Origin of the sequence: Gracilibacillus salinarum (assembly GCF_022919575.1) — a bacterium.
GTDB lineage: Bacteria > Bacillota > Bacilli > Bacillales > Amphibacillaceae > Gracilibacillus > Gracilibacillus salinarum.
In genome coordinates this window covers 1,496,508-1,509,900 of record NZ_CP095071.1, presented here as the reverse complement: position 1 = coordinate 1,509,900, position 13,393 = coordinate 1,496,508, and the positions used below count along the sequence as shown (strand labels likewise).

The 13,393-nt window shown below is 39.1% G+C and carries 11 protein-coding genes; 7 read left to right on the top strand and 4 right to left on the bottom strand.

Annotated features, from left to right (window positions below; genetic code table 11):
- Positions 1-651: 651 nt before the first annotated feature.
- Positions 652-1,035 carry a VOC family protein gene (locus MUN87_RS07315; protein ID WP_244747052.1) on the bottom strand — a complete coding sequence of 128 codons (384 nt, stop codon included), beginning with the start codon at positions 1,033-1,035 and terminating at the stop codon, positions 652-654.
- A gap of 62 nt (positions 1,036-1,097) precedes the next feature.
- A complete protein-coding gene (locus tag MUN87_RS07310) occupies positions 1,098-1,376 on the bottom strand; it encodes an ArsR/SmtB family transcription factor (RefSeq protein WP_244747051.1) in 279 nt (92 codons plus the stop codon).
- A 216-nt stretch (positions 1,377-1,592) separates the two neighbouring features.
- On the opposite strand from MUN87_RS07310, the gene MUN87_RS07305 reads away from it, so the two are divergent.
- Complete coding sequence (locus MUN87_RS07305; RefSeq protein ID WP_244747050.1) at positions 1,593-3,194, top strand: glycoside hydrolase family 43 protein; 1,602 nt, start codon at positions 1,593-1,595, stop codon at positions 3,192-3,194.
- Between the two features lie 18 nt (positions 3,195-3,212).
- Here MUN87_RS07305 and MUN87_RS07300 read toward each other — a convergent pair whose 3' ends face one another.
- The gene (locus MUN87_RS07300) at positions 3,213-4,574 is read right to left on the bottom strand and encodes an MATE family efflux transporter (RefSeq protein WP_244747049.1); all 1,362 of its coding nucleotides are present in this window, start codon (positions 4,572-4,574) and stop codon (positions 3,213-3,215) included.
- A gap of 74 nt (positions 4,575-4,648) precedes the next feature.
- Between MUN87_RS07300 and murG the strand changes: the two genes are divergently transcribed.
- The gene (gene murG / locus MUN87_RS07295; protein ID WP_244747048.1) at positions 4,649-5,719 is read left to right on the top strand and encodes an undecaprenyldiphospho-muramoylpentapeptide beta-N-acetylglucosaminyltransferase; all 1,071 of its coding nucleotides are present in this window, start codon (positions 4,649-4,651) and stop codon (positions 5,717-5,719) included.
- Between the two features lie 73 nt (positions 5,720-5,792).
- A complete protein-coding gene (locus MUN87_RS07290) occupies positions 5,793-6,623 on the top strand; it encodes an aldo/keto reductase (RefSeq protein WP_244747047.1) in 831 nt (276 codons plus the stop codon).
- Positions 6,624-7,434: 811 nt separating this feature from the next.
- Here MUN87_RS07290 and MUN87_RS07285 read toward each other — a convergent pair.
- The gene (locus tag MUN87_RS07285) at positions 7,435-7,983 is read right to left on the bottom strand and encodes a beta-class carbonic anhydrase (protein WP_244747046.1); all 549 of its coding nucleotides are present in this window, start codon (positions 7,981-7,983) and stop codon (positions 7,435-7,437) included.
- A gap of 107 nt (positions 7,984-8,090) precedes the next feature.
- Here MUN87_RS07285 and MUN87_RS07280 point away from each other — a divergent pair, with 107 nt between their 5' ends.
- The 4 genes from MUN87_RS07280 to MUN87_RS07265 all read left to right on the top strand — a co-directional run bounded on the left by MUN87_RS07280 (position 8,091) and on the right by MUN87_RS07265 (position 13,274).
- Positions 8,091-8,909 (top strand): S1C family serine protease, encoded by an 819-nt coding sequence (locus MUN87_RS07280; protein WP_244747045.1) that lies wholly within the window; start codon positions 8,091-8,093, stop codon positions 8,907-8,909.
- Between the two features lie 541 nt (positions 8,910-9,450).
- Complete coding sequence (gene sigI, locus MUN87_RS07275; protein ID WP_244747044.1) at positions 9,451-10,182, top strand: RNA polymerase sigma-I factor; 732 nt, start codon at positions 9,451-9,453, stop codon at positions 10,180-10,182.
- Entirely contained in the window at positions 10,179-11,462 is a 1,284-nt protein-coding gene (locus MUN87_RS07270; protein WP_244747043.1) for an anti-sigma-I factor RsgI family protein, read from the top strand. Before sigI ends, MUN87_RS07270 begins: the two co-directional genes overlap by 4 nt.
- Positions 11,463-11,732: 270 nt before the next feature.
- Complete coding sequence (locus MUN87_RS07265) at positions 11,733-13,274, top strand: bifunctional GNAT family N-acetyltransferase/carbon-nitrogen hydrolase family protein (RefSeq protein WP_244747042.1); 1,542 nt, start codon at positions 11,733-11,735, stop codon at positions 13,272-13,274.
- Positions 13,275-13,393 lie beyond the last annotated feature (119 nt).

Sequence of the window (13,393 nt, the reverse complement as noted above, 5' to 3'; positions counted from 1 at the left end):
TGCGGGGCACGGCTGAAGCTAACTTTGTGAAGAAGAACGCTTCACAAAGTGGATCTCCAGCACCTGCCAGTCCCGCGGGAGTCTACGTGGTTGGCCTACGCTTGAATGAGGGCTCTACAACTTTTGGAATTGCTAGCATATTGACCGCATTCATTTATAACAGGAATTGAATGAATAACGTAATGCCTAGAACCACTGCTTTTAGCTGTTCCATACGTTGTAGCACTTCCCATAAGCGTAGGAAATAGGCGGAGACTCCTCATGCCTCAGCGCGAGCTGAAGATCCACTTCATTTGTGCCTGTGTCTACTAGTATCGCTTTGAAGTAGGCTTCCTCGGCACAAGGAAGCAAAGATGCTATTCAAGTAGTAGCCTAGCTGAAGCCGTGCCCACAGGACGCGGAGCCTATTTCCGGAGCTTTGCTAAGCAGATAATCTATATCAAAATGACCATTTTGCAATACATTTTATGTTTACATAATCCATATTATAGGTAGTTGTATATTATTTGTTGGTTAGGACAGGGTGGGCTTTCCTGGATTTTCTTATATGTTAGCAATTTGGCATATAGAGTGTGACTTGCAAAGCCCCGGGATATTTTCCAAGTTAGGCTACTTTTGAACTTTTGTATCTAGGAAGCTAAGTGCGTAGCGTTACTGCTGTATGATTTGAATGAGATTGCCACATGTATCGTCAAATACGGCTAACGTGATATCGCCCATATCTGTTGGTTTCATTGTGAACGTCACACCATTTTTTAGTAAACGTTCATACTCCTCTTGAATAGCTTCTACGCCAAACATCGTTACAGGGATGCCGTCTGCGAATAGTTTCTCTTGATATTCTTTTGCAGCTGGGTGTCCATTAGGTTCGAGTAAGAGCTCTGTACCGTTTTGTTCATTTGGTGAAACGACAGTAATCCATCTTGCCCCTCCAGCAGGAACGTCATGTTTCTTTACAAAGCCGAGGGTTTCCGTATAAAAATTCAGTGCTTTGTCTTGATCCTCTACGAATATACTGGTAACAATAATATCCATATAATAGTTGCCTCCTTTAGTGTATAATATCAAATTTTAAGGATTATCAGCTTTCGTGTAACTTAATCCACCCACCTATCTAATAAATTTTTAAGTGGTTCATTGTTAAAGATAATGACTCGATATTTTCCCTGTCGTTTTGATATAACGAGTCCAGCATCTTCTAATACAGCAAGGTGTTTTGCTATTGCTTGTCTCGAAATGGATAGATCGTGCTTCATTATAAGACGTGCTGTAAGTTCATACAATGTCAGTTCGTTACGTTCGGATAATTCGTCTAATATTAGTCTTCGAGTTGAATCACTAAGTGCTTTGAAGATAGAGTCCATGTTCCCATTCATAGCTCAATTATAAGCAACTGATTGGTTGCGTGTCAAGGTTAAGTAACCAATTAGTTGCATGAAATAATTTCCTTATAAAAAGATATTATTAATTAAAAATTGACCTTGTTTATAAAATATCAAAAACACTTAGTATAACGGTTATACTTTGTGGCCGATTCATGCTATACTGTATCCAGAGTTAATAAAACGCTTTCAAGGGTGGGTGGTATGTTTATGAAAATACAAAATCCAATTTTAACCGGTTTTAATCCAGATCCAAGTATTTGCCGCGTTGATGATGATTATTACATTGCGGTGTCAACGTTTGAATGGTTCCCTGGAGTAGGAATTTATCATTCCAAAGATTTAAAGAACTGGCGATTAATTGCACGACCATTGAACAGAGTCAGTCAGTTAGACATGAAAGGCAATCCAGACTCAGGGGGTGTTTGGGCGCCACAATTATCGTATCATGATGGCCTATTTTATTTAATTTATTCTGATCTGAAAGTAGTGAGTGGTTCCTGGAAGGATGGCCATAATTATTTAGTGACGGCGACCGAGATTGATGGGGAATGGTCGGAACCGATTTATTTAAACAGTTCAGGTTTCGATCCATCCCTTTTTCATGATGATGATGGTAAGAAATACCTTGTTAACATGAAATGGGATCATCGTGATGGTAATCATAGTTTTAATGGTATTGTGTTACAGGAATATAATCCTGAAGAAAAAAGGTTAACAGGTAAACCGCAACTTATTTTTAAAGGAACAAATAGAAAATTAACCGAGGCACCTCATTTGTATAAATGGAATGGTTATTATTATTTATTAACAGCAGAAGGTGGTACCAGATTTGAACATTGTGCAACGATAGCACGTGCAAGCGAATTGACGGGTCCATACGAAGTTCATCCTGATAATCCATTAATCACGTCATGGCCATATCCTGAAAATGATTTACAAAAAGCAGGCCATGCCTCGATTGTTCATACCCAGACAGATGAATGGTTTCTGGTGCATTTAACTGGGAGGGTATTACCCAAGGATGATCAGCCATTACTCGATCCGAGAGGTTTTTGCCCATTAGGGAGAGAAACAGCGATTCAACGACTGGAGTGGAAAGGTGATTGGCCGTATGTTGTGGGAGGAAATCAGCCTTCTGTCGAAATTGATGGTCCGCAGCTGGAGGAAGTAATGTGGGAGCCCGATATTCCAGTAAAGGATGATTTTAATGAAACACAATTAAATCTCCATTTTCAAAGTTTGCGAATTCCATTAGAAGGAAAGATTGCTAGTTTGACAGAGAGGCCTGGGCATTTGCGTCTGTATGGCAGGGAATCATTAACCTCTTTGTTTACCCAGTCCTTCATAGCAAGAAGATGGCAGCATTTTACATTCCAAGCAGAAACAAAGCTATCATTTCGACCAGATGATTTTCAGCAATCAGCTGGTCTCGCTAATTATTACAATACTGGCCATTGGACAACTTGTCAGTTAACCTGGCATGAAGAAAAAGGGCGAATGATAGAGTTGATGACATGTGACAAAGGTAATATGACGCAACCGTTAAAAGGTAATGAAATACTTGTTCCAGACAAGGTGGATTATGTATACTTGCGCGTGAATGTCAACGTTCATACATATCGGTATGCGTATTCGTTTGACGGAGAAACATGGAATGACATTCCTGTAGATTTATATGCCTACAAAATTTCTGATGATTATATAGAGGGTGGTGGCTTCTTTACAGGAGCGTTTGTCGGGATGCATTGTCAGGATTTAACCGGACAGAATAAGTATGCTGATTTCGACTATTTTATTTATCAATCATAAGAAAATGAAAAGGTGCAGCTATTTAATAGCTGCACCTTTTGCTAATTTATGTTGTAAATAATACATCCGTCCAAATAAAGTGATGGCTCCCGCTGATAACCCGACAATTAATCCGAGCCAGTAGCCAAATGCATCGAGTCCGGTGTAATTGGCAAATAGCCAACCACTTGGCAAGCCGATCAACCAGTAAGAAACAAGTGACATCCAGAAGGTAATGTTGACATCTTTATATCCGCGTAAAATACCTTGAACAGGAGCTCCGACCGCATCTGCGAATTGAAAGAATATCGCATAATAAAGGAACTGCTTCGTTAAAGAAATGACTTCCGCTTGATCACTATAAAGGCTTGCCACTTGATCATCAAGCAGATAAATAATCCCACCTGCGAGAAAAGCAATGACGATACCAGATAGAATTCCCATATAAGAATAGGTGCGCGCATCGCGGAAACGTTTGGCACCTACCTCAAAGCCGACTGCAATCGTTAAAGACATAGCTATACTGAGCGGAATCATATATAGAAACGAAGCAAAATTAATAGCAGCCTGGTGTGCAGCAATCGTATTGGTGCTGTATGCACTCAGCATAAAGGTTACCGCTGAAAAAATACTGACTTCGAAAAAGATGGAAAATCCAATTGGAATTCCTATTCGTAATTGTGAGGCCCACTCTGATACAGAAGGTTTTACCAGCTTATGAAAGATCCGGTGATCACGAAACGGACGGACATAATGGACAATCCATATCGATAGAATAAGATTGACCAGAAAAGTTAAAGCAGATGCAATACCCGCTCCAATGCCGCCGAACTCTGGGACACCAAATTTACCAAAGATAAAAATATAATTTAGCAAAATATTGACCGGTAAAGAGACTAGTACAATCGCCATTGAAATTCTTGTATGTCCTAAGCCGTCGATGTATGATCGAATAAGGTTATAGACGAATAACGGAATCATACCCGTCCCTATAGTAAGAATATAGTATTTAGCTACATGTTGAACACGGGATTCTAAATCCATTAAAGATAAAATAGGATCAATTAGAAACAATCCAACAACAGTGACAATGATACCAAGGCCAATTGCGAGGTAAATTCCCTGTTGCACGGTGAAAGGTATCTTTGCTTCTTCCTTAGCACCTGTTAACTGTGCTACGATAGGGGACATCGCCATCAGGATACCGACAATCGCCATTTGTACCGGTACCCACAAGCTTGATCCGATTGCCACTCCTGCAAGATCGCTGGCGCCTGCCTGACCAGACATAATCGTGTCAAAAAAATTCATCGCATACATACTTACTTGCGTGATTAGAATCGGAATCAGTATAATCATAAAGAGTCTTATTTTTTCTTTAAAAGTAGTCGTTTGATGCATATTTTCATTCTTCCTTTGTTTTAAGCAATACGAGGATTATAACATATAATGTGAAGAGAGAGGTCGGTTTATTTATGACAACGAAGCAAATTATTTTTACAGGCGGCGGAACGGCAGGACACGTAATGGTGAATCTTGCTATTATTCCAGAGTTTTTGAAAGAAGGGTGGACGATCGATTACATAGGATCGAAAAATGGTATTGAAAGAGAATTAATCGAGCCACTTGAAGGCGTGAACTATCATGCTATTTCTACGGGGAAATTACGTCGCTATTTCTCTAAGGAAAATTTTAAAGATCCGTTTAAAGTATTAAAAGGAACGTGGCAGGCCCATCGAATAATTGGCAAGAAAAAGCCGGCTGTCATTTTTTCAAAAGGTGGTTTTGTCTCGGTACCTGTACTGGTAGCAGCTCGGATGCGCGGGGTGCCAGCAGTTATCCATGAATCGGATTTCACACCAGGTTTGGCAAATAAATTGGCGATTCCATTCGCAAAAAAAGTATTAGCAACTTTTCCTGAAACGATCGATTATTTACCAAAAGAAAAAGCAGAATGGGTCGGTGCAGTCGTCCGTGAAGAGCTATTTACCGGGAACCGGGAAAAAGGATTAACTGTTACCGGATTTAAAAACAACAAAACAGTGCTATTAGTAATGGGCGGGAGTGCAGGATCCCAAAAGATTAACAAAGCAGTACGTGAAGCTCTGGATACGTTGTTACCAGATTTTAATATCATTCACATTTGCGGGAAAGACAATCTGGATGAGGAAATAGACAGAGAAGGTTATGTCCAATATGAATATGTGCAGGAAGAATTGCGAGATCTATTGGCACTTACTGATTTAGTATGCTCACGAGCAGGAGCAAACGCCATCTTTGAATTTTTGGCACTCAATAAACCGATGCTGCTGATTCCTTTGTCAAGGCAGGCAAGCAGAGGGGACCAGATCGTTAACGCTCATTCTTTTGAAAAACAAGGATATGCTCACGTTCTAGAAGAAGAACAACTGTCGACAGAATCGTTAATTACAGCGGTTGAACAGCTTAAGAAAGAAAAAGTCACGATTAAGGACAAAATGACCAAGTACCGTTCCAGTGAAGCAAAAGAAAAAGTAATCGAATTGATCAAAGAGCAAGCACAGTAAGCAGTTTTCTTTAGCTCATCTTATCTTTTCATTAGAATAGAAGTAGATTGAAAAATAAAGGAGGCGTTGGAGAATGAGCTTACGTACAACCAGGAAATTGAATAATGGAACAGAGATTCCTGCGATTGGCTTAGGTGTATATAAAGCTGAAGCAGGGGAAGAAGTCTATCAAGCTGTTAAATCTGCCTTGGAGTTAGGATACCGTCATATCGATACCGCTTCTTTATATGGTAATGAAGAAGGTGTTGGCCAGGCGATTAAAGACAGTGATGTACCACGCGAAGAAATTTTTGTCACGACAAAGGTTTGGAATGATGAGCAAGGTTATGAGAAAACTAAAGCAGCCTTTACTCACAGTTTAGAACGTCTGCAAATGGATTACGTCGATCTTTATTTAGTGCACTGGCCAGTACCGGGAAAATTTAAAGAGACCTATCAAGCGTTAGAGGAAATTTACCGTGACGGCAAGGCAAAAGCAATTGGCGTTAGTAACTTCGAACCTCACCATTTAGAAGAATTGCTCGAAACAGCTGAGGTAAAACCTGTCGTCAATCAAGTGGAATTGCATCCGCAGCTGCAGCAACAAGCCGTACGAGAATTTTGTGACAAACACAATATTCTTGTGGAAGCCTGGGCACCTTTAGGTAAAGCGCGCTACTTCGATCATGAAGTATTGCAGAAACTAGCAAACAAATATAATAAAAAGCCTTCACAAATTATTGTCCGCTGGCAATATCAGAGTGGTATCATTACGATACCGAAGTCTGTACACAAAGAACGCCAGCGCGAAAACGTTGATATTTTTGATTTTGAATTAACAGAACAAGATATGAACGCAATGAAAACGATCGATGCCAACAATCGCCTTGGAGCACATCCAGACGAATTTGATTATGGCGTATAAACAAAAAGCCCGATTCCTCCTCGCGAGAAATCGGGCTTTTTTCATTGTATGGAACATGAAGTGGAGTTTCTATAATATGGATTATGTAAACAAACGTCCTTAGTAATACGGTGATTTTGAAATATTTCAAGTGCTGGCATACCGCTCCGTCCAACCACTTCGCGTCCTGCGGCGCACGGCTGAAGCTAACTTTGTGAAGAAGGGCACTTCACAGAGTGGATCTTCAGCGCCTGCCTGTCCCGCGGGAGTCTGCGTGGTTGGCCTCCGCTGATGTATAGCTCCACAATTTATGCGACAGCTAGGATATGAAGCGCTATCTGCAAGATTTACACCTTAATTGATGTAATACATTGCTTAGCACCACTGCTTCTAGCTGTTCCAATCGTTGTAGTACTTCCCATTAGCGTAGGAAATAGGCGGAGACTCCCGTGGAATCAGCGCGAGCTGAAGATCCATTTAGTTTGTGCCTGTGTCTACTAGTATCGCTTTGAAGTAAGCTTCCTCGGCACAAGGCAGCAAAGATGCTGTTCGAGTAGTAGCCGAGCTGAAGTCGTGCCCACAGGACGCGGAGCCTATTTCTGGAGCTTTGCTAAGCAGATAAAAAATATCAAAATGACTATTTTGCAATACAGCCTTTGTTTACATAATCCACATTATAGGTAGTTGTATATAATGTATTTATTTCAAAAAGGACCGGGCGGGGGTGCCCGGTTTTTTCTGATGTAACATATTATCATGGACCAGTAATCCACTCCCCATCCTATGGGCATGGCAGAAGCTAGTCCGCGTTTAAAGTAGCTTTATTGAATTATTAATACCCTTTTTTGACTAGATCCAGTTTTCCTGTTGCTGGGTCGATGACAAGGCCGTGAACGGGTACATCTTCTGGTAATAGTGGGTGATTTTCAATAATGCGTACGGATTGTTCAACATTAGCATTTACGTCGTTAAAGCCGGTTAACCAATCTTCTGGTGCTTTCTCTAAGCTGTCAATCGCTTTTTGGTCGATGCCTTTATCCTTCATTACATCGACAAACTGATTGGTATCAAATCCATTCATTCCACAACGATGGTGAGCGATAACAAAGACTTCATCTGCTTGTAATGCATGAATCGCTACCAAGATACTTTTCATTGCACTGTCATACGGATCATTTAAGATCGCACCTGCATTTTTAACCATCTTGACATCACCATTTTTCAGATTCAGTGCATTTGGCAAGAGTTCTACCAGCCGAGTATCCATACAAGTAAAAATGACTGCACGTTTATTTGGAAATTTATCGGTTTCAAATCGTTCAAACCCTTTTTCATCTACAAACTTTTCATTAAATTCTAGTATTTCGTCTAATAACATCATGCCACTCCCTTTTTTTCTACTAGTATCTAATATAAAACAATCTGGTGATTCCTTCAAACAAAATGTTATAATGATATTATCAAACACGTGCGATAATGAGGTGTGACATGAAGCGTTCAGACCGTGAAGATAGAGATATTATTGACGAAGATTTATATGAAGATTTAGAGCCTGAAGAAATGTATGAGCTGGTGCAGGAAGAGCGTCAAAAATTAAAAGAAAAAGAACGTCTAGCTTCAGAAGAGCAGAAGAAATCGATTTTTCCGAAATGGGCGTTTTGGCTGATTGCCGTAGCGATGTTTATTCAAGTAATCGCGATAATACCGCAGACCTTCTCGATACCGGCAATTGAATTTATCCAAACATCTGCTAAGGTAATGCAAGATGAACAAGTACAACAGTATCGTGAAGCTGTTGTGGTGATTGAAGGTGCCGATAATAAAGGCACAGGTTTTGCCATTTCAGAAGATGGGTATATAGTGACGAACTATCATGTGATTGAGGACCAGAGAACGATTACAGTTGCTTTCGAAGAACAGGGTCTTTTCGATGGTGAAGTTGTAGAGACCTATCCAGATATAGATTTAGCTCTAATTGACGTCGAAGCAGAAAACGTACCTCATCTGGAAATAGCAAACGGACAACAACCAGCTGAGATCGAAAATGTATTGTTCATTGGCAATCCGCTTCGCTTCAATGGTATTGCCAATAAGGGAGATATCATCGGGCAGACAACATTATCATCCTGGGAGCAATCCGTTTATCTGCTGGACGCTCCGGTGTATCGTGGCAATAGTGGCAGTCCGGTAATCAATGAGTCGGGAAAAGTGATCGCAGTTGTGTTTGCAACTCAAAAGAATGATGAGCATGGCAGAGTAGGTTTAGCGGTGCCGATATCTTATATTGAATTCGAAAATCTCCAGTGATAGCTGGAGATTTTCTGTGATCAGTCAAAAAGTAATTATGATTGCTTAGCAAAGCTCTGAAAATATGCCCCGCAGGACGCGAAGTGGTTGGACGGAGTGGTATTCCAGCGCATGAATCATTTCAAAAGAGACACTAAGCTGACATATTTCGTATTATAGAAAGCTGTTAATTAAGATCGGCTTGGTTATGCCCAATTTTTCTAAATAACGTTTCTTTGGAGTTATCAATAAATAGGCGTTTAATCTTTTTAAAACTAGGGTAAATAAGGTTCGTTAAGAAATTTGAAGAAAAGGAAGTCTATTGACCTAATGGAACATATTTCCTGTCTGTGTCTTTTGTATCACAATAAGTAAATATAACTATTTATTGAAAATAAATTTTAATGAAATGTAATTGAAATATGGTAGATAGAAATATTTTTTTCTTATACTCTGTAGAAAGTGACAAAATTAAACTGGTGATTGGTGAATTATTTTTTCTAATACAGACAAAAAAGCTTTCATATAAAACGAAAATTGTAAAGGACTGGTGGTGCTGAATATGTTAGAAAGCCAGTTAATCGATAGAGAATATAGATTAGAAGACGATATTGAACGGATACAGCGGGGTGATGAACGCTTACGAAACGAAATAATTAAAGCATACCAACCGTTTATTGCAAAGTGTGTATCAGAGGTCTGCAAAAGATATATTAAGCGACAAAACGATGAGTTTAGTGTAGGAATGATCGCGTTCAATGATGCAATTGGAATGTATTCACGGGAGAAAGGTGCTTCGTTTTTAGCATTTGCACAAGTCATTATCAAACGAAAAGTAATCGACTACATAAGAAAAGAACAAAGACAATATATGTACCCGTCTTTGGATGCGAATGATGACGAAGAACTTGAAGAGACGCCGATTCAAATCTCCGAGGCGAAGAAAATATTTCAATTGGAACAGGAATCGTGGTATCGTAAACAGGAAATCATGGAATTGTCGAAACAGTTGCAAGATTATAAAATATCATTTGCAGAATTAACGGTCATTTCTCCGAAACACCGTGATGCACGTGAGTCGGCAGTAAGTGCAGCGAAGATTTTAGTAGATGATGATACGTTAAAAGAATATGTGTTACGCAAGAAAAGAGTGCCAATTAAAAAATTGCTAAAAGTAGTACCTGTGAGTAAAAAAACGTTAGAACGTAATCGTAAGTATATTTTAACCGTTTTTATCATTCTTACGGGTGATTATATCTACTTAAGAGAATACCTTGAGGGGGTAGATCTGTGAAAAAAGGAATTGTTGTGGAACATCGATCACGTTATACAATCGTGATGGACAAGCATGGGGTGTTCCACAAAGCAGTACCAATTAAGCAAATAGAAATTGGTATGGAGACCTTTTTCCATGAAAAAAAGTCTTTTTGGCATCAAGTTTGTATGTTGTTTAAAGGATCAAGATGGAAAATAGCGCCAATGGCATTGGTCTGTTTGCTGCTATTAAGTCCTTTATACATATTGGTTACAGAAGATCAGGCATATGCCGTAGTAAGTATTGATATTAATCCAAGTTTGAATGTAACAATCGATGAGAATTATCGGATTATAGATGTCGATCCGATTAATGATGATGCCAAACAACTAATGCAAAGTTTAAATGTGGAAAACCATACCATTACATCATTAACAGATGAAATACTTGATGCGATCAAGCAAACAGGTGGGGAACTTGAGACGGGACGCCCGATGCTGATGGCTGTCAGTTTCTATAATGGGAAAGCGGATGAACAATTTGAAGCTCAGTTAAACAATCATTTTCAATCATTGGGTTATCAGGTTGCAATCTATGAAGTGCCAGAAGCACTGCGGACAGAGGCGGAATCTGAGCATGTCTCGATGAATGAACTAGCAGCCAAGACTATTACTGCCGGAAGCGATTCTGATGATAACGTTGACACAGTTGATTCGGAAAAAGACATATCTGCGTCCTCTATCGATGAAGATGAGAAACAAATCATTGAAAATTATTATAATGAAAATAAAGCGGATACGACTGAAACGGATGATGAATCGACTGGAACTACTCAAGAGAAGCAAACGGAAGTCGAAGATATGGATGCAACAGCTAAGCAGGAAGAGGTAGTAATAAGCGTACCCGAAAGTAAAAGTGACGAAGAAGAGCAGGAACAAAAGAAGCAGGAAGAAGAGCAAAAAGATGAAAAACAACTAGAAAAGGCTAAAGAAAAGGCACAAAAACAGCAAGAGAAAGCTAAGGAAAAAGCCGAAAAGCAGCAGGAAAAGCAAGAGGAAAAATGGCGAAAACAGCAAGAAAAAGAAGAGAAGAAAAGGCAGCAACAGACTAAAAAGCAGTCCAAAAAAGAAAAAGATTTTTCTGAAAAAGAGAACTATTTCAACAATAATAAATCCGATCAATGGAAGAAGAGGAATTATTGGAAAGAGAAACAAGAAGATAATAAGAACAAATGGCAAGATCGTTCAGAATCTAAAAAAGAAAAAGGTTATAGAGAAAAGCGCAATCATTTTAATTATAAGGAACATCATAAACAATAAGATTCATTCATAAACTGTCACCTCGTTCTAATTACAGGTGACAGTTTTTTTGCGATAACAAATCTCTATTAAGTCGACTCGCTAATATTTCAAAAAGCACATTTCAAATGTCAAAATTCCGTATTATAGATAGTTGTATGCAGTTTTTTTGCCCGGTTTTTTCTTATTTGAGCATACTAACAGAAGTGATGGAGACAAGCGTGAGGAAAGAGAATTCTTCTGAAGTAAGGTATAATTTACGTAACAGCGACAAGAAAGGGTGGCACATACATGTCAAAGATTGATTTATCCAACTTTGAAAAGAAAATAGTTGTACGGAACCTGACACATAAAGATTTTGATCAAATTTTTGAATTACAACAGAAATGCTTTCCTAATATGGAACCTTGGAAGAAAGCACATTTGGAAAGTCATCTCAGCATTTTTCCAGAGGGACAATTTTGTGTGGAATATGACGGTCAGATTATTGGCAGCTGCTCCAGTCTGATTATTAATTTTGACGAATATGATGATCAACATACATGGGACGATATTACAGATCAAGGATATATAACAAATCATAACCCAGAAGGCTATAACTTATACGGAATTGAAGTAATGGTGGATCCCTCTTTTCAAGGGATGAAGATCGGCAAAAGATTGTATGAAGCACGTAAAGACCTGGCGCATCGTATGAACTTGAAGAGTATTATCATCGGAGGCAGAATTCCAAATTATCACCAATATCAGGACAAGCTGACACCGAGAGAATATGTCGAAGAAGTCACCTATAAAAATATATATGATCCGGTATTAACCTTCCAGATTATGAACGGCTTTTCCGTCATGCGTATTAATCCTAAATATTTACCAGATGATAAGGCATCTGCTCAGTATGCAACGTTGATGGAATGGAACAATATTGAGTACCATCCGAAAACAAAACGTCACTTTAAGACTGCTTTTCCGGTAAGGATTACGGTGATTCAATACATGATGAAACGAATTGAATCATTTGAAGAGTTTGCTAAGCAAGTCGAATATTATGTAGATGTAGCTTATGACTTTGGTTCTGATTTTGCTGTGTTCCCGGAGATTTTCACAGCTCAATTGATGTCTTTTATAGATGAAAAGGTACCGTCACAGGCGATTCGAAAACTATCTGAATTTACCGAGGACTATATTGCATTATTCACGGATTTAGCGGTGAAGTATAATGTCAATATTGTTGGCGGCTCTCATTTCGTAGAGGAAAACGATCACATTTATAATATTGCCTATTTGTTTCGCAGGGATGGAACAATTGAGAAGCAATATAAAATTCATGTTACGCCAAATGAAAAGAAGTGGTGGGGGATTCAGCCTGGTGACCAGGTAGGGATTTTTGATACAGATTGTGGCAAGATTGCCATTCAAATCTGCTATGATATCCAATTCCCGGAGTTAACCAGATATGCCGTTGATCAAGGTGCAAATATCATTTTTGTGCCATTTTGTACAGATGACAGGCAAGGTTATTTACGAGTGCGATATTGTGCACAGGCTCGAGCTGTTGAAAATCAAGTGTATACAGTAATAGCAGGTACGGTGGGTAATTTAACGCAAGTGGAAAATATGGATATTCAGTATGCACAGTCTGGCATATTTACTCCATCGGACTTTGAGTTTGCTCGGGATGGTATTGTAGGAGAATGTAATCCAAATATTGAAACAGTTGTTGTTGGGGATGTTGATTTAGAAATTCTAAGAAGACAACGCAAATCAGGTACTGTAAGGCAATTACGCGACAGACGTCATGACTTATTTGAAATCAATTACCGGGGAAATAATTGATCAGCAACTGGAGTGTAATCCAGTTGCTGTAATCTGATTTATCACGGTGCTAACCGTCACTAAGACACTAAGTGGAGTAAACAGACGCTAACATCCTGATAAGTTTCGCTAATGATCAG

What these genes read in the sequence shown, in the direction of transcription:
- MUN87_RS07315 (WP_244747052.1), bottom strand. Translation starts at nt 1,035, where the DNA reads ATGGATATTATTGTTACCAGTATATTCGTAGAGGATCAAGACAAAGCA.
- MUN87_RS07310 (WP_244747051.1), bottom strand. Translation starts at nt 1,376, where the DNA reads ATGAATGGGAACATGGACTCTATCTTCAAAGCACTTAGTGATTCAACT.
- MUN87_RS07305 (WP_244747050.1), top strand. Translation starts at nt 1,593, where the DNA reads ATGAAAATACAAAATCCAATTTTAACCGGTTTTAATCCAGATCCAAGT.
- MUN87_RS07300 (WP_244747049.1), bottom strand. Translation starts at nt 4,574, where the DNA reads ATGCATCAAACGACTACTTTTAAAGAAAAAATAAGACTCTTTATGATT.
- murG (WP_244747048.1), top strand. Translation starts at nt 4,649, where the DNA reads ATGACAACGAAGCAAATTATTTTTACAGGCGGCGGAACGGCAGGACAC.
- MUN87_RS07290 (WP_244747047.1), top strand. Translation starts at nt 5,793, where the DNA reads ATGAGCTTACGTACAACCAGGAAATTGAATAATGGAACAGAGATTCCT.
- MUN87_RS07285 (WP_244747046.1), bottom strand. Translation starts at nt 7,983, where the DNA reads ATGATGTTATTAGACGAAATACTAGAATTTAATGAAAAGTTTGTAGAT.
- MUN87_RS07280 (WP_244747045.1), top strand. Translation starts at nt 8,091, where the DNA reads ATGAAGCGTTCAGACCGTGAAGATAGAGATATTATTGACGAAGATTTA.
- sigI (WP_244747044.1), top strand. Translation starts at nt 9,451, where the DNA reads ATGTTAGAAAGCCAGTTAATCGATAGAGAATATAGATTAGAAGACGAT.
- MUN87_RS07265 (WP_244747042.1), top strand. Translation starts at nt 11,733, where the DNA reads ATGTCAAAGATTGATTTATCCAACTTTGAAAAGAAAATAGTTGTACGG.